Below are 20,627 nucleotides of genomic sequence, written 5' to 3'. Positions count from 1 at the left end.
TGTCTTTCATGCGTGCGTCGCCGCGAACAGACGCCGGCTTGTTCAGAGCTAACGAGCAAGATCAGGTCGACGCGCGAGGCTGATTGGTAGAGTGACCTTTCACACTAGCGCTCACGATCTTGCATTCTCATGCGTTCGCCGTGCTGGGCTATGCGAGTTTCCCTATCTCCGTCCAATTGATGGCGATCCTGAACGGGTTCGACGACCATCGCCCGAGCAAGCGAGTGCCCTTTTTCGAGGTGCTGGGCTATACGTTCCTTGGCCGCTTCCCTGATACTCTGGCGCGCGCGCTCGTCTTCCGGAAATGCCCGCTCTAGCATCCTCTCGACCACCACCGTTTGCGACTGTGCTGCGACCAGGTCGGGGTTGCGCGCCACCGCGTGCCGATCTGCTGTGCGAAACGTCTCTGCCATCACCCGCCAGCGGTTACGCGACACCTGCGGTCGCTCGACCCGCGTCTGCCCGTTGGCGGCATCAATCACCTTGATCTCCTTTGTGACATGTTCGACGCCGTCCCTGCGTACCTGAACGCGATCGCCTGGTCGTGCCTTGCTATCGGCCGTTGCCTTTCCAAGACCAACGCCCCATACCTGATGCTGCCGTCCATTCTCGAGCTCGAGAGCAACATAAGTCGAAGCCTCGGCGTCCTTGCGATTGCGATAGCGGGCTTGGCCGACCTCGATCAGGCGTCCCGATATGCCTTTGTCGTAGTCGAACCTGAACGCGCGCTCACCTTTCTCAGTAGCCGAGCGGATCTCGGGCGTGCTCGAACGGGTCCGGTCCCAAATTTCTCGCCGATCAGCGAGCGTCTGCCGGTCAAGCTCAGTTGGCTGATAACCCTGAACCTCCAATCCGCGCGCGCCAGCTTCGAGCCAGGCCTCCCGCCGGAATTCCGCGGAGCCGCGAACCTGGAGAGACTCCCATTGCCGATGTTGCGCAACGGAGACCATGTCGCGGATTACCTCGGCTGCGGCCAGGCGCGTGACCAGACGATCTTCGGTGACCTTGAAGGCGAGATACTCGCCGCGCTCATCGGCATAAAGCCGCGCCTCCCGGGCTGGCCCGTCTTTTTCAAACTGACTGGCCACCACGTAATATTTGCGACGGATACGATCGGGGAGTGCATTTTGATCAGCTGTCGCGGAGGACGACTTGCCAGTCGACGCTGACTTCGCTGACGAAGTCTCTCCCGACTTGTCACGATCGCGGCCGGGGCCATCCTGCCGTTTGAAACTGAAGTCCTCGCTGTCGTCAAGCATGCCGTTCATGCTGTCTTCCGTTCTGCTTGCGGCCTGACCGCCGCGCCGGCGGGATGGCTTGGGCGTCGATGTAATTCAGGGTCCAGGCTTTCATCTCGTCTTCAGAGAGTCCTTCAATATCCACCTCCACGTCACCGAAGTCGAAACTGGCGCCGGCCGGAATTGTGGAGGGATCGGCCACCTCGTCGTCGGTCATCGGGCGGGATCCAAATACCGCGCGAAGCTCGGCGACCTCGGAGCGAAGCTCCTTGATCTCGGCGTCAAGCAGTGCGGTCGAGCGGCCTATCGGCAGCTTTGGGACAGGAGCCGGCACTAGACGTGACAGGAATGCCTTGTCTTCGTAATAGACGATCTTGTCCGCGATAATCGGCGGAAGGCCCGTGCCGAGGATGAAGGCCTTCGATTTTGGGAGTAGTTTAAGCTCTTGCGGTAGCATCAGCGCGCGGCGATGCTCGGAGATCGTCTCGCTGGTCGAGCGCATTGCCAGCCCTTTCGGTCCGCTGCGGCTACGCGTCTTCACGGTGTCGTAGCCGATGCGCTCCGAGAGTTCATTGGCGACATCCTGTTCCTTCGGGGCAAAGACCACCTCGACCGCATGGTTGGTCATGAAGTTGCGGGCCATGTCGGTTCCATAGATCGCGCGGAGTTGAGCCGGGCTCTGAACCACGGTGAGCAGGCGGATGCCGTAACCGGCGATGAACGCGACCGATCTCGCCAGCACATTGACATTGCCCAGCGCCGGAAACTCATCGAGCAACAGCAGCACATTGCGATTCAGTTTCGAATTCTGTTCCGGCAGCTCGCGGGTATTGAGATCGACCACCTGCTGAAAAAACAGATTGAGAAGCGGCGCCATGCGGTCGAGATTTTCGGGCGTAACGCCGAGATAGATTGACATCGGTCGTTGCCGCAGCTGCCGCAAATCAAAGTCGTTGGTCGAGGTGGCGGCATCGATGCGAGGGTTGAGCCAGAGCCCCAGCCTTGCCGTGACCGTCTTGCGCACCGAGTTCATGGTGTTTTCGGAAGCCGCGAGGAAATCGTTCAACGCGGTGATGCAATGCCGTGACAACGGGGAAGGGCCGGACTTGCGAACGGCAATGAGTTTCTCAAAATTTGCCTTGAGGTCGGGGGCAGCGGACAGCTGGTGCAGGATTTCGCCGATCGTCAATGGAAGGCCCGGCGTTTCCGCAACATAGCCGCCGATCGCGACAAAGGCCGAACGCGCCGCCTCGAACCAGAATGGATCGCCCCGGTTTTCGGCCGGAAACAGCATGACGGAAATGCGCTGCAGATCGTCATAGAGGTCCGCGGAATCGCTGCGCACATAGCCAAGCGGATTGTAACGCGCGGTACGACCGTTCTCGTCAAGCGGATCGAACAGATAGACCTCCTGGCCGTGCGCTGCGCGGAATCCCGCGGAACGACCCCAGTTTTCTTTCTTCACATCCAGCACGACGACTGAGTCCGGCCAATTGAGCAGGTTTGGAATGACATAGCCGACGCCTTTTCCGGCTCTGGTCGGAGCGTAAACCAGGACGTGTTCCGATCCGCCGAAGCAGAGCAGAGCACCGTCCTTGCGGCCGAGGAGCACGCCCTCCCTGGATCGCAGGCCAGCGGCCTTGATTTCGCGCTCCGACGCGAAACGCGCGCGGCCGTGAAGCGGGAGAGGACGGTGCCGGAAGAGTGCGCCGAGCAGGCCAAAGACCACAATGACGCCGGCGAGGGTCGAAAGCGTCAGCCAGCGGTCGAAACGCGGGTCAGCGCCGTAACGCGGCCAGCCCGTCGCTATCTCCGACCAATGCAGGCCCCCATCGTGAAGCCGGAGCCCGAGCAGTAGCACGTTCGAGGCAACCAGTAGGAACAGCGCGCAGGCCGCGAGCGCGACCGCTGGGCCCCGCGCGGCTCTAACTGATCTGGTCGCGTTTGCGAACGGGGTCATAGTATATCTCCGAAATGCGGTAGCGGCCTCCCCGCTTCTGCATCTGGATGACGACGTCGACGAGAAGCAGCAGCAGCGAGCGGATGTCGTCGCGGTGCAGGTCGCGGCCTTCCGCGCTTTCCTTGATCAACAACGTCAGTTGCTCGAAGGCGAGCCGAGCGCTGTCGGCGTGAACCGTTGTGATCGATCCCGGATGACCGGAGTTCACATTCCTCAGATAGAAGAACGCCGTCCCATCGCGCAGCTCCTGCAGCAGGATGCGATCCGGCCGCATCCGCAGACAAGACTCCAGAAGTTCGCGCGGTCCAATTTTGGAGAGACCCTGCCCGTCCTTGGCATAGAGCAACCGCACGCAATTCGGATGAGGAATCACAAGCTCAGCGGTGTCCTCGATGGTGATGAGCCGCTCCTGTGCCGGTATCGCCGCGATCAGCGCCTTCGATAGCGTCGTCTTTCCCGAACCGGTTGCCCCGGAAATGATGATGTTGCGCCGGGTTGAGACGGCAAGCTCGAGGAAATCCCGCCAGGCGCCAGCGTTTTTAAGAGCCAGAAGCCTATGCTCGTCGGCAGTGAGTTCGTCGTTGGCGATGCTGATTTCATCGAAAAGCTTTACCCGCTCAAAGGCATCCAGCGTCATCGTCAGAGCCGACGGCTTGCGGATCGTGAGGCTGACTGTGCCGGCGGGCACAGCCGGCGGGACGACGATCTGGCAGCGCTCCTCGCCGATCAGGGTGGTCGACACCACTGGATGCTCTGGACCGATGTCCTGACGGGTGTGGCCGGCAGCTGCGGTCGCCAGGTGTGAAAGATAGGCATGCGTTAGAGCTGGCGCTTCGTGCCGGCTCCAGCCGCCGGAACCTTCCACGAAAATCTCGCCGGGGCGGTTCACGACGATTTCGGTCAGGGATTTATCTGCCAGAAATGGAGCCAACGGCTCCAGATAGCGCGCCAGCACGAGCCGGCTGCCATCCCCTTCTATGGAGTGTATTGCGCTCACTTTGTCACCACGGCCGGGGCCAGGAGGCCCCGGGGGATGGTGCGGTCCATTATCTGCGTGCGGGTCTCAACCCGCCGCAATTGATAGACAGAGGAGAAATCGACATCGCGCGCAACAAAGATATTGACCAGTTCGCCCTGGTTCTTGTTCAGCGTCGGTGGAATGTTGATCGACTGCTCAACGGCGATCGCCGCGGCGGTGTTGGTGGCGCCGGTGGTGTTGTTGATCTGGATGGAGCTGTCCTGCAACTGCTGGCGCCCGATCGAGGAGGCATCATTGACAACAGACAGTAGGAGCGCCGAGCCGAACCGTTCAAAGAAGTGGGTGTCGATGTCGCCGTCAAAGCCGGCGCGGCCCAGCGCATCGGTCGCCGGCGAGGACAATGCCGCAATGACGCCGGTCGGCGTTTTGGCGCGGGTCCACAGTACGAACAGGCGTTTTGAACCGCGCCGAACATTGCCGCGATATTCGCCGACCACTTGTGTACCCTTTTCCATCAGCACCACGTTGCCGGAATCCGACATCACGTCCCGCACGACGACGCAGGAGACGAAGCCGGCCACGTCGGAGGACATCGCCGTCTCCAGCACGCACGGGATCGAGGTGCCCTGGGTAATGAGCAGGTTGCGATTGGGAAGCCGCGCCGCGCGCACGCCCTCGATCGGGGTCGGCTTCAGCTTGTCGGCGAGGTCGTTGCGCGGCTCGCCCCTCCCGAACCCATAGGGATCAGTGACGACACTTCCGGTCACGCTGTCGTGGGCCGCGCGTCCAACGGAATTCGGCCTGTTATAGGCCAGCACGGGTGCGCGCCGGGCGCTCTCCAGAAGCTGGTCGGAGGCGGGTGCGGGAGCCGCTGGCGCGGCTGGGACCGGAGCGGCTCCAATTGAGGCCGTGGTAACAGGCGCGGCCGGCGCTTCCGGGAGGGGCTCGAAGGCCGCCGCCTGGCGGATCACCAGCTTCCGGGCGGAATCGCTGACCGGCTTATCGCCTTTCCAGGTCCCCCAGATGATCAGAGCGGCAAAGGCGGTGAGCGCCAGCGCACCGAAGCCGCGTTTGAGCATCGCCGTTCGGCCATTGTCCCCTCCGCCCACTGGCGTAATGCCACGGTCGCCGGCGATCGTCTCATCCTGATGTTCGGTCATATCGCGCTCGCCTATCGTGGCCTTGGGATTGGAAGTGATTTCTTCGCCCGCCGCTCGATCGAGGGGCTTGTGGTATTGGTGCCCGGGTTAATCCCCACAGCGTCGAATGCTTCGTTGAAAATGCAAAGCACGTTGTCACCTTTGCGCAGCCGGAACTCCCGCGCCGTGGCATGAACCACCACGAGCTCCCCGCGGACGTCTTTTGGCACGAGGCTTTCCGAGCCGTCGGAGTTGATCAGATAGATCGCGGGGACTTCGCGGTTGCCCGCAAAGCGGAACGTGGTCTCCTTGCCGTCGTCGAAAACGGCTTCTGGCTCGAGATCGATCGAGCCCTGCGCGGAAAAGCGCCAGTTGCGGGCGCCATAGGTATGATGCAGGTCAAACGTCTGATCGATCAGCGCGCCTTCCCTTTCGGCGCCGCGGGCGGCGGCTTCAGTGCGCCGACGCTCGATCTCGTCGCCGGGATAGGCGAATCGGACGACGAAGTAGCTGTCCGCCAGCGTCGTGTCGGCGATCGACAATTCGAACTGATACGAGCGCTTGCGTCCGTCAGGGCGCGTGGTGACGACCTGCAAATTGGTTGGTGGATGTTTCTCGCGGGGTTTAAGGAACAGGATTGAGCCCGCCGGTGCGACCTCCCATGCAATCGCGTCGCCGATCGCGACATGCGCGACCTCCTCATCGTCGGCAAACAACACCTGGGTTGACGCCCGAATCACGCCGTTGACCTTGACGACGTTGGCCGGATCGTAGGTCACGGTTCTCACGCGGGCATCATGTTGACCTGGTGACGGCTGTTGCAAGGCCGTTGCCGGCCCCGCGAATCCGAGGGCGAAAATCATGAAGAGAGCGAAGGATTTCATGGCACGACCTCCGGATCGGCGCGATATTCCGAGACCAGAAAGCCGAGGGGATTGATGAGACGGTCGGCGGAGGACATGGGCGCGTTGGCGTAGGAAAACGTCAGGGTCGAGACCCAATGGGTCACGCGGGTCTCCTCCCCCTTGCGGGTCTCTTTCATGAAACGCACCGAGGCGACATTGTCGGCCAGGAGGGAGATCGCCTTGATCCGCACCGTCGCCACCCCGAAACGCCCTTGAACGACTTGCGGGCTTTCGGGATTTGAGCCGCGATACCAGGCCGCGAAACGGGCCTGTTCGCCTTGCCCCGAGAGCAGCGAAATGGTGCGGAAGTTGGTTTCGGCCTCTGGGTAGCTATAGCCCTCTCGCGCCCGAACATAACGCCCAAGAAAATACTTGGTGACGGCCTCGTCATAGTGCGCCGGCGTTGAACCGAGGGCGGAGACGGTCTCCACAATGCCAGTGGCATTGTCGACCCGGATCACGAACGGCTCGACCGTCTTGAGCGGCGCAAGTGCTGCGACCGCACTGAGCGAGGCGACCGCCAATACGCAAGCAACCGCGGCAATTACCCATGCCGTTCGCCGCGAGCGATGCGCCGATAGCAGCAGATCCTGTTCCCATCGACGCGCATTGTCGAAATAGGCCTTCAGGTCATCGTGACCGACCATCTCACGCCTCCTTGCCGCAGGAGCGGTAAGAGGCTGCAATGTCGGCCTGGTGGCCCGATGCAGCCAGTTGCGTGGAGGGCGCTGCCGGGCTGCTCTCGCCCTTGCGGATGACTGGTGCCGGCGCGGATGGCGGAGGTGGCGGCTCTGGCGTGGCCAACGGCGCGCCGGTCTCCCAATCCCATAGGGAGCGATTGAGCGGCCGCCGATTGAGCCCGTCACATGACGGCGGTGCCTTTGACCAGATCGCGCAGCCGCCAAGCTGCCACGCGATCACGCAGATGATGAATAGTCGACGCCACATCGTTCTGATGCCCCTGTTTGTCTTTGTCGCCTGTTGCAGACCATGATGGCCTACGCCGCCGTGGTCCCCGGCGATCGGGTGCGCCGCATGCTGCCACCCTGCCGGCTGGCTCTTACGGCGGCGAGACCGCGGCTGGCTGACCAGCTGGCGCCGGCATAGGCGCCGCTCGCTGCCGCCGTGGCATTGGCGATCATTGGGCTTGTGACCAGCCGGCTTGCGAGCGAAGCTCCACCCCCGGCGAGACCGCCTGCGATGACCGGCAGTTGAAGCGCGATGTATCCGGACAGACCGAGCACCGCGCTGATGGCGACCGCAGCTACCACCATCTCGCCGGCCGTACCGGCGTTTGCAGCGAACCTGTCAATGAAGCCGCTGACGGTGGTCAACATCAGCCCGACCAGAGCGACCACCAGGACCAGGAGGATCACGAAGTTCGCGACCTGCCGAAGCCAGGCTTCCGTAAACGGCCGCGTGGCCTCAAATAGTCCGAGCGCAATGAAGACCGGGCCGAGCGCGATGACAACGCCCAGACCAACCTTGGCATAGAGCAGGATGGCAAACTGCAGGAAGGACCCAACCGCCACAAAGACCAAGAGAATGGCGGCAATCAGCGCTGGCGCGATGTTGGTCAGTCCGGCCTGTTCGTAAATCCGGTTAGCGACGTCGATTCCTTTGGAGAGAAGCTGATCGAATGGAGCGCCGGAATTGGTGTTGAGTCCCGAGCCCGCTAATGCATTGCCGATTTCCTTCGGCAAGGAATCAAAGAACAGGCCGGTAACGTATTGCTGGAATGCGCTTGAATTGGTCGCGAGTAGAACCACGACTACGATCCGCATTGCCCGCCAGGCAAACTCCATAATTGGCTCGGAGATGGCGCCGCGCATTACGGCAAAGCCGTAGAGGATGACGTAGAGCATCAGGGCCGTGCGGAGAGGACCATCAATGTAGGAGGCAAGATTCGATACCGAGGTCGACACGAATGTCGTGATCGGCTGCTCGAACTCCTTCAGAAAGCTGTCAAAGACGTTTATGGCCATCGCGGCGATCCTACTTCAGAGCGTCTTTCATCTCTTGGATGGTGATCTTGTTGCGGGCTTCGTTGGCGTTGATGCAGTTCGGCGTCTTTCCCAATTCTCCGGGATTGTCGCGGCACACCTTGATGGCCACCGCCAAATCGTCCCGATGATCGAGAAACCAGCCGACCGTGTTTGTCTGCTGACTCTTGTCGGCCTCGCTGCAACCCGGAAGTGCAGCGGCGAGAGATAGCGCCAGAATTGATGTGTTTAATCTCATTGCAGGGCCGCCTTCATTTCATGAATCAGTTGTTGTTGTTTCTCGCGCTCCCGCTGGCCGTCCATGTCGGTGCGGGCCTGCTGGATCATTGCGAGACCTTGCATCCGGAGCACATCGTTCTGCAGCAGCGCCTGTTCGGCCTGCAGCCGCGCCGAAAGATCGAGAGTCTCCTTGACGTCGGTCGTCGAGCTGATGCGCGTTCTCAATTCTTCGAGTGCATCGATACGCTGCGAGGCGTGTCGTAGACCGCCTGGCCCATGGAGTGCTTGGCGCCGGTCTGCCGCGCGATCCGGTCGAGCTCGCTTTGGTAATACGAATTGCCGCTGTTGCCGGCATAGGCGCGGTTCTGCGAAAGATAATGGTTCATCGCGTCAGCGAAGTTGCCGCCACCCTGCCCCGCCACGAGACGTTCGATGTCAGAGAATTGCTGGGGCAGGACTTTCCGAAACTGCGGCGTGTTTAGGAGCGCGCCGATGTCGTTGGCGTTGGTCCGCTTATTGAAACTGTCATAGAGCTGCTTGGCCTGGTTCAATTGATCCTGCGCCACCCTGAGCTGGGACGTCAGGGTATCGACCTGCTTCTTCAGCTCCGTCAGCTGCTCGAACTGCCGCGCGTAGACGCTGGGATCGAACACAATCTCCGCTCCCGCAGGTGATGCCATCGGGAGGATCAGGAGTGAGACGAACGTGAGAATCGTCGGGATACGTTGAACCGTCATCGGCTAGTCCTCCGCTCCGCGTGAAATGCCGGCAGCCATTGCGCCGGATCGTCGCCGACCTCTGCCCGGACGCGGTCGAGCAGTTCGACCGTTTCCGTCCGTCCGGACAAGACCGCGAGCGCATCGTCGAAGCTGCCGAGATCAAGTTCCGCCACCACCGAATTGTGGCCTTGCTTGACCAGGAACCGCCGGCTTTCGGGCGCGAGCTCCTCTTTGATCAGACGGAATTCAGTGTCGGTCAGATGGAAGCCGTCGACGTAATCCGAGCGCGTTCCCCGGGCATTCGGCAGGAAGATCTGCGTGGGGCACTGCTCGACAATCGTGTGTGCGATCGGGGAGGCCAGCGCGTCGCGTGGCGACTGCGTGCCGAACACCATGACGCCGTTCTGTTTGCGGATGGTTTTCAGCTTGTTATTGGCGAGATCCCGAAATGCCTCATCGCCAAGCGCCTTCCAGAACTCGTCGATGTCGATGATCAAGCGCCGGCCGTCGATCAGGCGCTCCACGCGATGAAAGAGGTACATCATGAGCGGCGTGCGAACGGTGGGGTGGTCGAGTAGATCGGTCATGTCGAAGCCCATGAACCGGGCGTCGAGGCCGATCGCGTCGTGCTCGCCATCGAGCACCCAGCCGAAAGGAGCGCCCCGGCACCATCGCTCCAAGCGGGCGCCAATGCCCTCGCGATCCTGTTGGCCGAGAAAAGCCCGGAGCGCCCCGAACGAGCGTTCCGCCTGCCGCAGGTGACCGAGCGCTCGCAATCCGGAATCGATCTGCTCCTCCTCGGTCACTGTCAGCGGCCGGTTTTCCGGTGTGACGAGCTTTCGGATAAGAGTGCCCAGGAAGGAAAGATTGGCTGGCGTCAGCTCCAGCGCCTTGAGCGGCGCGCAGCTGGTCGCAATGCCGTTGTGGAGCGTCAGATAGGTGCCTCCGGCGGCACGGACGAAGATCTCGGCGCCACGATCCTTGTCGAAGAAGACGTAGGTGGCGCCGAGCCGTTCGGCCTGCGATAGCAGGAAGTTCTGCACGACGGTCTTGCCGGACCCGGAGGGGCCGCAGATGAAGGTGTTGCCGAGGTCGCCCTGATGGAAGGAGAAATAGAACGGCGAGCCGGAGGCGGTCTTCAGCATCGCAACCGCCGGTCCCCAATGGTTGCCGGCAGGCTGTCCCGTAGGATAGGTGTGGAACGGCGAGAACGCCGCGAAATTGCGCGAGCTGATCGCCCCAGTTCGTGCCCGATATTTGAACAGCCCAGGGAGCTGCGCCCAGTAAGCTGCTTCGAGCCCGAGGTCTTCGCGCGCGACCACTGCACCCGCATCGGCCAGGACGCGTCGCGCCACGCTCATGTGGTCCTGCAGCTGCGTAGGGGTCTCGGCGTAGACCAGGAGCGACAGGTGATGATCTCCAAGCGCGAACCTGTTGGATTCGAGATCGTCGAGCGCGTCAGCGAGCTCGTCGATCTGCGAGGCCGCCGGATCCTGAGCCGAAACCAGCTGGTTCTGTTTGCGCGTCAGGACCGTCTTGGCGTCCGCTTTGGAAAGGAACGCGAAGGATTGCGTGAGGATGAGTTCGAAAGGCGCGGAAAGCAGCGCGTTCAACAGGCCAGGTCTGGTGGACGCCGGATATTCCTTGAGTCCGAACATGCCAGCGAAGCGGGATCCACCCGCGCTGCGGATTTCGATGGCTTCACGGCCGAAGATGACGCGGTTTGAATAGAGTGCGGGGCCGATCGGCCCTTGCGGCAACGGCATGGGCATGCACTCGCCAGAGGCGACGGCGTGGAGCAATTCCATTGGCTCCGAGAACACGATGCTGTCGCGCTCAGTCAATCGGAGGGCATGGGCGCCGTAGCGCTCCAATGCTGCGACCATACCGCGCGTGGCATCGTTGAGCCGCTTTAAGGCATCGCTGTCGGCCTCGAGGGAGTGCGCCGAGCTCCGGCCCAGCCGCTTGAAGAACGCGGCCGCTGCGTCGGCGGTGACGCGTCCGGGATGCCAGACCAGCGTCAGATAGAGGTCATTGCGAAATAGAGCTGCCTTGCGAAGCCGGTCGCGATACTGGGCGTCGAGCGAAGCTGAAAATGTCGATCGAAACGCACCGTCCGGATAGTCCGACGTGCGCCGGCGCACCAGATGGGTCCAGAGCGCCAGCCGCGGATCCGCAACATTGCGCAGGGTGAGATTTAGCTTGGCGTGAAGATCGTTCAGATCCGCCGTCTCGGCGGTCTCGAACGAGGTGCCGTCGAGCCGGATCACCGTGACCAGGGCCCGGGTTGTGAGACTGATCACGGTATCTGTGACGTGTCGGCCGAACGGGAGGTAGACTTCGGGCCCGATCTCCCGGGTTTTGAGTGCCGCGTTACGCATAGCCAAGGTCTCGTACTCGATATCGCCGAACGAGCTTAAGGGGCGTGCAGGACGATCCGCCCCAGAAGGAGGCGTTGCGCGTGCGCCCGCGGGTTTCGATCCAGGCGAGCAGAATCCGGAACATATTGGGATCGTGCCGGCAGATGATGCGGCAAAGACCATGGATCGGAATCGCGACCAGGCAGTAGATGATGCTTCCGGCCACCAGGAACAGGATGCAGGAAAACATCACGTTGAGCGCCATGGCTTCCATGGTAACGCTGGCAATCATGGCCGGACGCGTGCAGGCGAGGAACAGGGTATCCTCCGTAAGACGCGCGGCCTCGATCATCAGCGACCTCCGGTCAAGGTCGAGACCACCTCGGAGGCGCCGAACGTGATGGCGACACCGAGCACGACATAGGCGGCCTTGCGCAGGTCGAGATAGCCGAACATCCAGGCGATGCCGACGATGATGACTGCCAGTGTCGCCAGCAAGCGCGCGACGTTGCCAGTCAACATGTTGACGATATTTTGCAGCACGCCCTCGATGTTCGCGGTCTGCGCAAGCGCAGGCTCGACCAAGGCGATGCTGAGAACGGCCCCCATGCACACGAGTGCGGCGGATTTCCTAAGAGGAGAAGTCATGACACGGCTCCGATTGGCAGTGCAGCCGGACCCATCCGGACCGCGGTGTTGAGTTGAGACAAAACAAAGAAGTTCCTCATCGTTCATAGACGAAGGCGGACCGACCAGCGCCCGAGCGGTAGACATCCCAGTTCGGACCCTCCCTGGCGGAGGCAGCAGGCGCGTTGATCATCGGCATGTCGTCGTTGGAAGTGCCGACCGTCGGTTGGTTACCGGAGTCGGGCGTTGTGCCGGGAGCTTTGACTGCGAAAGCCGCGACAACGCTGGCAATGGCCTGATCACGGCCCGAGGTGTTCAGGTTTGCTGCTTTCAATCGAGCCTCGAACAATCTGCCAAGGCCAGCGATATGCTGGCAAGGGTCGAAGGTCGTGGTCGTCGTCAGCCCGGCCTGTTTCAAATCCTCGGCATCAAGTTGAGCGAGACCGGTCCAGACCGGCTGGCGGGTGGCGATGGCCTCCGTAGCGAGCTGGATCGCTTCGTCACGGTCATTTGCTTGAATCGGAATCGGCTTCCGCCCCTGAATTGTGATCAGCAGTGGCTCGAACGAACTCGCTTGCCGCACAATCGACGTCAGCGGTCGCACGAAATCCGGCGTTGGGGCGCACTGGTCCACTAGCGCCGAGAATGCAGCTGGATCCATTGTTGAGGACTTTACTTCGAGCGTTGAAGACGGGATGCTATGCCGCGAGCGAAAGGCCTGACGGTGGCTCAATCGCGCGGCCCGAAATCTTGCCGGCCGATCGGATCGCGCCGAGAGCGTTGTCCGTGACCGACAGCAGTCCGGCGACAGCTTGGGTCGCGCCGATTTGATGAGGTGTGCCGAGGCGTTCGAGATGCCATCCGGCCCGGCGCAAGATGCGCTCCATGCGCAGATCAGTGACGGTCGCGATGGCCTGAAGGTCGAGCTGCTGGCCCCATTCAATCATTGCCGCAAAAAGGAGGTACGTTGCTTCCCGCAAGCCGTTCCCAGCTGTCGCCGCAACGTTTTTGGTATCAACGCAAAAGCGCGAGCTCTCCCATATGCTCGCTGCATTCGGTGCCGCGTGGCCATCGAGCAACACCGGGAACGTATCCGCCAGCATATTGCGTCCAGTGGTGGGCAGCAGGCGAACGCAACCGACAACCTGCTGTTCGAGTGCCAAGAGGTAGGTCGGCTTGAAGGAGTCGTACTGATCTATCTCCAATCCGCCCGCGACAGAGACATCCCAGTCGAGCCGCTCCTTGAACACGCGCCCTCGCAGACGATGCATTCCCATTGTCAGTTCAAAGTCGCGCAGGAGCGCCGCACGCGTGCGCACAATGACCCTCATTCTTAACCTCCCGCTTACGAATCGCAGCTTCGAGATCAAGAAAGCAGCCATCATCGCAGCTTTGCGCTGTCAGTTCTGACAGGGCGTTTTGGAATTGTTCTTGCCCAAAAGTCGCCGCAACATCGCAATAGATGCCCACACGCAAGGCGCGAATCAGGCGCGTAGCTCGCTTTAGAGAGCTCAGAATAGTTCAAGAGAGGGGCGCAATGAAAAATGTCAAAAGAGCATGCGATGAATTTGTCGATTGTCTCCATTCTGCCCATGCGGAAGATGATTTTCGGCGCATCGCAGAACGTACTGCGCATGCATTGGGTTTCCGCTGGTTCGCCTATTTTGGCCACCGCGCGAATGGCCCCAAACTGATCTCATCCTACCCGAAGAGTTGGACCAGCCACTATTTTCGGGAAGGGTACGACCACATCGATCCCGTTCTTCAAGACCCGCGAAACACAAGCCGGATGTTCCTGTGGGATGGACGTGAGGCGCGAAGCGCAAAGTCGGCGAAAGAACGCCGTCTGTTCGACGATGCGCTCAGCTTCAAGATCAGGACCGGTCTTACGGTTCGCATTCCCGCAAGCCAAAACCAGTTCGCGGCGTTTACGCTGGCGGTGGACGACCGCAGCCTTGGACTCGATCGCTTCATCGACAGCTCGCGGGACATGTTGGAAAGGGTGGGTCTCACCTATCATGCGCATGTGAACGCCAGAATCGGACGCACGCCGGCGGATGGTCAGCAGGGGAGCGCCCTCACTCAGCGCGAGCGGCAGTGTCTCGCGTGGATCTCTGACGGCAAGACGATGCAGGACATTGCGGAGCTTCTCGGGGTTTCGCCGCGTGGGGTGAAGTATCATCTGGACAATGCCAGGCGAAATCTTGCTGCACTGACCCTTCCACACGCTGTGGCCCTCGCGTTTCGGCAGGGATTGCTCCCGTAAGGAGTAGAGTAGCCGTGCGGGTCGGCAGGCGTGGTCCACAAGGTCGGTGGTTGACGGAGAGTGCTTGCCAAGGGAGGTGAAACGGTCTCGTCAAATGAGCTCGGCGCCATCAGTTGCAGAATTCAGCTAAGAGCGAATCGCTGCTCGCAATTCATCGCACCCATGTATTCGCGAAATCGTCGAGCGCGGAATTGGGCGTCGCCCTGCGGGCCCGGGCTGTTGGCTGCGCTGAAGCCCCGCGAGCGGGTCTTCCCCCTTGCGGGCTGCCATCCCTGACGCAAACGGGATCTATCGGAAGCGCTTCACGCCTGCTCGGGTCGGGCGCTAATCCCTAACTGCGCGCCATGCCGATTGCCTTGAGTACGTCACATGGAAACGACGCTTTCGCGACGGAGCCGCCGCGTGGTCGTCAAGCAGCTTTCGTTGACGCCGAAGTTCGGGATGATGTCGCTCTCGCTGTCGATCAAGGCAGAATGCCGCGCGGACGAACGATGTGCACTTGACACACCATGCTTCCAGTGAAGGACCAACCCCGCTCTCGAATGGGCTTTCCTTGGTTCAGGTTCGGCCTTCTACGATCAACCCGCAAGGGGTTCGCTACGCAAGCGTGCGACCTCTTCGGCTTCGCCTGTCGAGGTGACCGCGGCCGTCCCCGAACACGTCGGCGCCAGTCGGGCGGGGATGGTCCCCGCCGCAAGACGGGAGCCTTCAATGTCGCACAATGTCACTCTCGCTCAGAACCATGCCTTCGATCTGGCCCGCACGCTGATGATGCCGGTCATCCTTTTCCAGGCCGACAACGAATTCGGCGTGATGCTCTCCAGCGAGTACGACGGCGATCAAGACGATATCGTTCATGAGTACGACTCCTGGAGCCCGGCTCATTGAGCCGGGTGACCGGCTGCCGCTGGCGCCATGCCGGCTGCAAGGGAGGCTTCGCCGCGCCTGACATGCGATGACTGACCGTTGGTCAGCGCGCCCTTGCATTCGGCAGGCTTCGCGGCCGGTCCGGGATGTTCCGGAAGGCTAGGAGCAAGAGAGATCAACAGAAGAAGGGGCGGACTCGCCTGCGCGAGTCCGGTGCAGACAAATGGATAAGAGGGACATCGAAGAGCTGCGCCAAAAGGTTGGCTGCGCGGCCCTGCTGGAGAAACACGGCTGGAAGGTCGACGTGAAGGAAAGCACCCGACGCGCGATCAAGTATCGCCGCGACGGCAATATCATCATCGTTGTCCACGAAGGCCGCGGCTGGTTCGACCCGTTGTCGCCGGCGAAAGGGGACGTATTTTCGCTCGCCGAACATCTTGGATCTGCCGGTTTCTCTGACGCATGCGACCGTGTTGCGGATGCGGTTGGCTTCCTTCCCAGCACACCTGCGTGGCAGCCTCCGGCAAGGCACAAGGCGCTTGGGTCTGTTGCTGAGCGGTGGAGACATCGTGTCAAGCCGAGGCCGGGCTCGCCAGCCTTGCGCTATCTCACCGATGAACGCGGGCTGCCGGCCGACATCGTGAAGCAGGCGGCCTCCTGCGATCGTTTGCGTGAGGGGCCAAAGGGCAGCATGTGGGCGGCACATACCGATTCTGCTGGAGCGCTCACGGGCTGGGAGGAGCGTGGGCCGGCATGGCGCGGCTTCGCCAGTGACGGCGCCAAGGAGCTGTTTCGCTTCGGACCGGCCAGGTCCGAGCGGATTTGCATCACTGAGGCGGCCATTGATGCCATGAGCCTTGCCGCGATCGAGATCCACCGCTCCGACACCCTCTTTGTCAGCACCGGAGGCGGTTGGTCCCCGGGGCGACGGATCACGGTCGCCAAGCTTCGATTTCCGTAACGTCGATCGCGGCGCGCATCAGGCGGAAATTGGGGGCATTATAGTTTGTGCGGATAACGAAGTCGACGCCGTCGAATTGGACCTCGTACTCGCATTTCGGTCGGCGCGGCGCAATGAGACGCGCCGGACCAAGGACGTCATCGCTCGTTATGAAACGAACCTCGTCCTCCTCGCCCGAACTACTGCGTATGAAGACAAAATCGTCCCCCTTCGCCAGATAGACGGAGCATGAAAACGCCTCATCTGCTTCATCGTAGATTGTCTCGGAGCTCTGCGGGTCTGCGCCGATCCGATAACGCTTTACCCGCCGCCAGCGCAAAGTTTGAGAGTCCAGTTCAGTATAGAATAAGTTCCGTCCGTCCTTCGAGAAAACCATATTTCCGGACGCGCCGCTGATCGTCTGCGGCAGGACGGCACCCGTCGCAAGATCCTTGAAGCGAATCGTGTACAGCCGTTCACCGGTGACATCGATAGCAAAGGCGAGCAGGCTCGAGCGCCGATCCACGGAAACTAGGATGTCGCACGATGCGTACGACCCTGCCACATCAGCGTAGTCAAGGATCGTTTCGCGACTCTCCGGCATGCGGGATTGCGCACGTTCGAAGCGAGGATATTCCGTGACCTTGCCCCTCGGGCTTAATCCAGTTTGAAGTTCGCTCTTGCCCAAGACGAGGACCAGAGCATGAAGCGCAATCGTTTTACGGAAGAGCAGATCATCGGGATTTTGAAGGAGCACGAAGCCGGGGTTCCTGGTCGGCGATCTCTGCCGCAAGCATGGTGTCAGCGACGCCAGCATCTACAAATGGAAGGCCAGGTTCGGCGGGATGGACGTCTCGGAGGCCAAGCGACTGCGGTCGCTGGAAGACGAGAACACAAAGCTGAAGCGGCTTCTGGCAGACGCCATGTTGGACAATGCGGCGCTGAAGGTGTCATTCGGCTTGCAATATTAAATTGGACGCCGACGAGGGCGCATTGTCTCACTAAAAATGTTACCGGACAACTTCCCTGTCGAGTCTGGGGCGGAGCTGCCGAATCAGTTCGGTGGCGGCTATGGCAGGGAAGATCAGCATGCGCGCAAAGCGCGAGATCACATCCGCGCTGGCCGAGCGTTATCGGTCGGCCAAACGGGCGGAAAAGGGGCGCATCCTCGACGAGCTGTGCGCGACGACGGGTTGGCATCGCAAGCATGCGGTGCGCGCACTCCGGCGACGCGCACCGGTTGGGCCCAGCGCAGTCGAGGCAGCTCGAGAGCGCAAGCGTAGATATGGTGCGACGATCAAGGACGCGATGTCGGCGCTGTGGGAGGCGTCGGATCGGGTGTGCGGCAAGCGGCTCAAGGTGATGATCCCGACCTTGCTGCCGGCGCTGGAGCAACATGGCCGCTTGCGGCTTGGCCAAGCGGACCGTGATCGTGTTCTGGTCATCAGCGCCGCAACCATCGATCGCCTGCTCGTCGATGTGAAGGTCGCGGCGAGCGGCGGCAGGCGGCGCCGTGCTGGATTTTATTCGGCAATCCGGCGCGAGGTCCCGATCCGCACCTCCAATGATTGGAACAGCCCGCCGCCCGGTTTCTGCGAAGTTGATATGGTCGCCCATGGCGGCACGTCGGTGGCTGGCTCGTTCATCCAGACCCTGACGATGGTCGATGTCGCCACGGGCTGGACGGAGTGCCTGCCGTTGCTGACGCGGGAAGGTTCACTCGTCGTCGAGGCGATCAATCCTGCACAGAGGCTCTTTCCTTGGCTCTTGCGCGGGGTGGACTTCGACAACGACAGCGCCTTCATGAACGATGTCGTCGTGCCATGGTGTCGCGAACAGAAGCTCGAAGTCACACGCTCGCGCGCCTACAAGAAGAACGATCAGGCGTTCGTCGAGCAGAAGAATGGTGCCGTGGTCCGTCGCCTGATGGGCTACGGCCGCTTCGATGGCATCGAGACGGCTCTTGTGATGGGCCGCCTCTATGCGGCGGCACGGCTCTACGTCAACTTCTTCCAGCCGTCGTTCAAGCTGAAGGAGAAGCGCCGCGAAGGGGCTAAAGTGATCAAACGCTATCATCTCCCATCGACGCCCCATGAGCGTGCATTGGCGCATCCCAAGGTGACCGCGGCCGTGAAGAAGCGGCTGCGCGATCAGTATCGCTCGCTCGATCCAGTCGCGCTGTTGGCCGAGATTCGCGCGACCCAGGACGAACTCGGCAACCGCGTCGATCGTCGTGCCGGACAGGCGCGCGGGCTGCAACCCGCCAGCACGAGCACCGCGCCAGCGACCGCAGCCTCTTTTGCGAAGACGCTCGGCAAGACGACGACGACCGGCGAGCCGCGTGCCACGCACCGGCGCACCCGTCGACCGTATAAACCAGGGTTCGCATGCCGTCCAAGCTCGACCCGCATATTGCTGCAATCGAGGGCTGGCTCGCTACGCAACCGCAGTTAACTGCACTCGCCATCGTCGGCCGGCTCAGCGAGAAACACCCCGAGGAGTTCGGGACAAAGACAGCATTCGATCGTGCAGCGTCTGCTGAGGGCGCTTAGACGGAAGACGGCCGAGCAGTTGGTCGCGGAGGAGCCGCTCGGCGAGGCCACCACTGCTGCCCCATTGCCCGGGGTAGTGGACGGCTCGGGCTATGTAGGGCCCGACCCGCCCACAGCCCCTCTCGTCGTGCAAGCCGGAAAAGCCACTTGGCGCGGCCGATCAGCCGAGGTCGCATCGACCAGTGCAATGGCGCCATCAGGGTAACATTCGCAGATGCGGCAATACGGGGGTCAAATCTGAAATTTGGGCTCTGACGCATATTCGATGATCGTGATTGTTTTTATGGCGCGCCAATCAGCCTAGCCTGAAGGAGATCGAGCTTAGCGCGCCCGTACATCTGCCGTTTGACCAGCTTGAGCTTAGTGATCTGCGCTTCCACTTGGCCATTGGACCATGGTTGCGTGATAGCCGCGTGCACCGCGGCCTTATCGTTGGCAATGCCATTCGCGAACGAGGCAATGAGGCTCCGCTTGGAGTCCTCAATCCAAGGTTCGAGCTCCATCTCGGCCTTCTTTCGGATCATCGCGTGGAAGCGGCCAACGAGAGCTTGGGCATCGGCCAGCATAGGAACGTTTTGTTCGATGACCGCAAGCGTGACGGTCTCCGCCCTGGTTAGGTGGTCGCGCTTCGTCGTCATCAGCTGCGCTATCGTCCTGGCGGCGGGGACCTTCTGCAATTGTTGATGGCTGATAGTCTCGGCACGCCGCCGTCGCGTCGTCCATTCCGCCACCACGCGCAGCGATCCCTTGAAGCCTTGTCCCTTCAAGCGGCGCCAGAGCTCGGCACCGTTGCGACAGCCGCCTGACCACTGCGCGTCCAGGAACGGCAGATGCCCGTCCAGGGTGCTTTGACGGGTGGGGAACATATCCGTACCGCCGCCGCGGCTAATTTGGCGAACCAGATTGCGACTATGTCCTGTGCGGCGGACGATCTCCTTGAGCGACACACCGTCGCTGGCGAGAGCCGTAATTACGGCATGGCTGTCCTGGCGCCGCAGATAGCCCTGATAGCGCAGCTTTTCCGCACAGGTCAGCAATTCCGGGTTGATCGTCGTCGCTCCAATTGCGGTTCGGATTCTGTTCATGGAGCGGCGCACCGCATCAAGGAAGGCCGCGCTCGCATTTTCCATCAGATGCCATCGGTCGGCGACTTGGATGGCGTTCGGCAGCGCCTTGGCTGCTGCCTCGCCGTATCCACCACCGCGATCTCGCGACACAATGTTGATCGCTGGGTGCTTCGATAGCCACGCCCGAACAGTCGCAGTTTCCCGGTCGGGCAGCAGGGTAACGATCCGCCGGCGCTCCAAATCGCACACGATCGTCCCGTATCGTTGGTTTCTCCGGAACGCCCAGTCATCGATGCCCACAACAAGCAATGGATCTGTCGGCATCGCCGCCCGCCGGCGGACCACCCGTAGCAAGGTATCGTTGCTAACGGGCAGCATGAGCCGCTTGGCGAAGCTTGCCGCCGGCCGGCCGCCCAGCGCCAACCCCAAGTGATGGACGATGTATTCCAGCCGTGCCGTCCGGCGCCGTCGAAGCGGAACGATGTCTTCTCCAAACCGCTCTGAGAAGATCCGCCGGTGGCAATGCGGCACCTCACATGTGAAGCGCCGCGTGAGCAATCGGAGGCGCACCTTTCTGCCCGCTGATGGCAAGTCGGCCACGTGCCGGATGTAACGGCTATGGATTCGGCGCGATGCTGTCGTGCACAAAGGGCACTGGGCCTCCGCAGCCTCCGACCGAACAGCCAGAATAACCGAATCCTCTGAATCACTTACGCCAACAAACACCAAACCACTCGGTACGAGCGATGAAATTCGAAAGCCTGTCCGCATGGCGCCGATTCTCCG

General features: G+C 61.5%; 20 protein-coding genes and 3 pseudogenes. 6 read left to right on the top strand and 17 right to left on the bottom strand.

The window, feature by feature from the left end:
• Positions 1 to 104: 104 nt before the first annotated feature.
• The 15 genes and pseudogenes from IVA93_RS39780 to IVA93_RS39710 all read right to left on the bottom strand — a co-directional run bounded on the left by IVA93_RS39780 (position 105) and on the right by IVA93_RS39710 (position 13,480).
• Positions 105 to 1,268 carry an LPD7 domain-containing protein gene (locus tag IVA93_RS39780; RefSeq protein ID WP_247790162.1) on the bottom strand — a complete coding sequence of 388 codons (1,164 nt, stop codon included), beginning with the start codon at positions 1,266 to 1,268 and terminating at the stop codon, positions 105 to 107.
• On the bottom strand, positions 1,252 to 3,198 hold the full coding sequence (locus IVA93_RS39775) for a type IV secretory system conjugative DNA transfer family protein (protein ID WP_247365885.1): 1,947 nt from the start codon (positions 3,196 to 3,198) through the stop codon (positions 1,252 to 1,254). Before IVA93_RS39775 ends, IVA93_RS39780 begins: the two co-directional genes overlap by 17 nt.
• Complete coding sequence (gene virB11, locus IVA93_RS39770; RefSeq protein WP_247365887.1) at positions 3,164 to 4,195, bottom strand: P-type DNA transfer ATPase VirB11; 1,032 nt, start codon at positions 4,193 to 4,195, stop codon at positions 3,164 to 3,166. Before virB11 ends, IVA93_RS39775 begins: the two co-directional genes overlap by 35 nt.
• Positions 4,192 to 5,337 carry a type IV secretion system protein VirB10 gene (gene virB10 / locus IVA93_RS39765; RefSeq protein WP_247790161.1) on the bottom strand — a complete coding sequence of 382 codons (1,146 nt, stop codon included), beginning with the start codon at positions 5,335 to 5,337 and terminating at the stop codon, positions 4,192 to 4,194. The genes virB11 and virB10 overlap by 4 nt, the downstream gene beginning before the upstream one ends.
• Positions 5,338 to 5,348: 11 nt before the next feature.
• Positions 5,349 to 6,200, bottom strand: a complete 852-nt coding sequence (virB9, locus tag IVA93_RS39760) for a P-type conjugative transfer protein VirB9 (RefSeq protein ID WP_247790160.1) — start codon at positions 6,198 to 6,200, stop codon at positions 5,349 to 5,351.
• Positions 6,197 to 6,868, bottom strand: coding sequence for a VirB8 family type IV secretion system protein (locus tag IVA93_RS39755; protein ID WP_247790159.1), 672 nt, complete (start codon positions 6,866 to 6,868; stop codon positions 6,197 to 6,199). Before IVA93_RS39755 ends, virB9 begins: the two co-directional genes overlap by 4 nt.
• Position 6,869: 1 nt before the next feature.
• The gene (locus IVA93_RS39750; protein ID WP_247790158.1) at positions 6,870 to 7,169 is read right to left on the bottom strand and encodes a type IV secretion pathway protein; all 300 of its coding nucleotides are present in this window, start codon (positions 7,167 to 7,169) and stop codon (positions 6,870 to 6,872) included.
• Between the two features lie 50 nt (positions 7,170 to 7,219).
• Positions 7,220 to 8,206: a TrbL/VirB6 family protein gene (locus IVA93_RS39745; protein WP_247790157.1), complete on the bottom strand. Its 987-nt coding sequence runs from the start codon at positions 8,204 to 8,206 to the stop codon at positions 7,220 to 7,222.
• Positions 8,207 to 8,216: 10 nt separating this feature from the next.
• Positions 8,217 to 8,462 (bottom strand): EexN family lipoprotein, encoded by a 246-nt coding sequence (locus tag IVA93_RS39740; protein ID WP_247790156.1) that lies wholly within the window; start codon positions 8,460 to 8,462, stop codon positions 8,217 to 8,219.
• Positions 8,459 to 9,123 (bottom strand): annotated as a pseudogene (locus tag IVA93_RS39735) (type IV secretion system protein). Before IVA93_RS39735 ends, IVA93_RS39740 begins: the two are co-directional and overlap by 4 nt.
• A 53-nt stretch (positions 9,124 to 9,176) precedes the next feature.
• On the bottom strand, positions 9,177 to 11,543 hold the full coding sequence (locus tag IVA93_RS39730; protein ID WP_247790155.1) for a VirB4 family type IV secretion/conjugal transfer ATPase: 2,367 nt from the start codon (positions 11,541 to 11,543) through the stop codon (positions 9,177 to 9,179).
• The gene (locus tag IVA93_RS39725) at positions 11,536 to 11,874 is read right to left on the bottom strand and encodes a VirB3 family type IV secretion system protein (RefSeq protein WP_247365911.1); all 339 of its coding nucleotides are present in this window, start codon (positions 11,872 to 11,874) and stop codon (positions 11,536 to 11,538) included. Before IVA93_RS39725 ends, IVA93_RS39730 begins: the two co-directional genes overlap by 8 nt.
• Complete coding sequence (locus IVA93_RS39720) at positions 11,874 to 12,170, bottom strand: TrbC/VirB2 family protein (RefSeq protein ID WP_247365914.1); 297 nt, start codon at positions 12,168 to 12,170, stop codon at positions 11,874 to 11,876. Before IVA93_RS39720 ends, IVA93_RS39725 begins: the two co-directional genes overlap by 1 nt.
• Before the next feature lie 76 nt (positions 12,171 to 12,246).
• Positions 12,247 to 12,810 carry a lysozyme family protein gene (locus tag IVA93_RS39715; RefSeq protein ID WP_247365916.1) on the bottom strand — a complete coding sequence of 188 codons (564 nt, stop codon included), beginning with the start codon at positions 12,808 to 12,810 and terminating at the stop codon, positions 12,247 to 12,249.
• 37 nt (positions 12,811 to 12,847) lie between these two features.
• A complete protein-coding gene (locus tag IVA93_RS39710) occupies positions 12,848 to 13,480 on the bottom strand; it encodes an acyl-homoserine-lactone synthase (protein WP_247790154.1) in 633 nt (210 codons plus the stop codon).
• A 206-nt stretch (positions 13,481 to 13,686) separates the two neighbouring features.
• Between IVA93_RS39710 and IVA93_RS39705 the strand changes: the two genes are divergently transcribed.
• The 3 genes and pseudogenes from IVA93_RS39705 to IVA93_RS39695 form a co-directional block, all read left to right on the top strand.
• Positions 13,687 to 14,415, top strand: coding sequence for an autoinducer binding domain-containing protein (locus IVA93_RS39705; protein WP_247365920.1), 729 nt, complete (start codon positions 13,687 to 13,689; stop codon positions 14,413 to 14,415).
• A gap of 711 nt (positions 14,416 to 15,126) precedes the next feature.
• Entirely contained in the window at positions 15,127 to 15,303 is a 177-nt protein-coding gene (locus IVA93_RS39700; RefSeq protein ID WP_247365921.1) for a hypothetical protein, read from the top strand.
• 202 nt (positions 15,304 to 15,505) lie between these two features.
• Positions 15,506 to 16,204, top strand: a pseudogene (locus IVA93_RS39695) (DUF3991 domain-containing protein); the annotation flags it as partial.
• A 10-nt stretch (positions 16,205 to 16,214) separates the two neighbouring features.
• On the opposite strand, the gene IVA93_RS39690 reads toward IVA93_RS39695, so the two are convergent.
• Positions 16,215 to 16,979: a beta-propeller domain-containing protein gene (locus tag IVA93_RS39690; protein ID WP_247365923.1), complete on the bottom strand. Its 765-nt coding sequence runs from the start codon at positions 16,977 to 16,979 to the stop codon at positions 16,215 to 16,217.
• Here IVA93_RS39690 and IVA93_RS39685 point away from each other — a divergent pair.
• From IVA93_RS39685 to IVA93_RS41495, 3 genes and pseudogenes are all read left to right on the top strand, one after another.
• Positions 16,926 to 17,181: pseudogene (locus tag IVA93_RS39685) on the top strand (transposase); the annotation flags it as partial. The gene IVA93_RS39690 and the pseudogene IVA93_RS39685 sit on opposite strands and share 54 nt — an antisense overlap.
• 130 nt (positions 17,182 to 17,311) lie before the next feature.
• On the top strand, positions 17,312 to 18,676 hold the full coding sequence (locus IVA93_RS39680; RefSeq protein WP_247790153.1) for an integrase catalytic domain-containing protein: 1,365 nt from the start codon (positions 17,312 to 17,314) through the stop codon (positions 18,674 to 18,676).
• Positions 18,610 to 18,774 (top strand): hypothetical protein, encoded by a 165-nt coding sequence (locus IVA93_RS41495; protein ID WP_524536894.1) that lies wholly within the window; start codon positions 18,610 to 18,612, stop codon positions 18,772 to 18,774. The genes IVA93_RS39680 and IVA93_RS41495 overlap by 67 nt, the downstream gene beginning before the upstream one ends.
• A gap of 281 nt (positions 18,775 to 19,055) precedes the next feature.
• On the opposite strand, the gene IVA93_RS39675 is transcribed toward IVA93_RS41495, so the two are convergent.
• Positions 19,056 to 20,612, bottom strand: a complete 1,557-nt coding sequence (locus tag IVA93_RS39675; protein ID WP_247790152.1) for an ISL3 family transposase — start codon at positions 20,610 to 20,612, stop codon at positions 19,056 to 19,058.
• Between the last annotated feature and the right edge of the window lie 15 nt (positions 20,613 to 20,627).

This window comes from Bradyrhizobium sp. 155 (genome assembly GCF_023101105.1).
GTDB classification, from domain to species: Bacteria; Pseudomonadota; Alphaproteobacteria; order Rhizobiales; family Xanthobacteraceae; genus Bradyrhizobium; species Bradyrhizobium canariense_D.
Note: the sequence above shows the minus strand (reverse complement) of the source record. Positions and strands in the feature narration are given on the sequence as shown.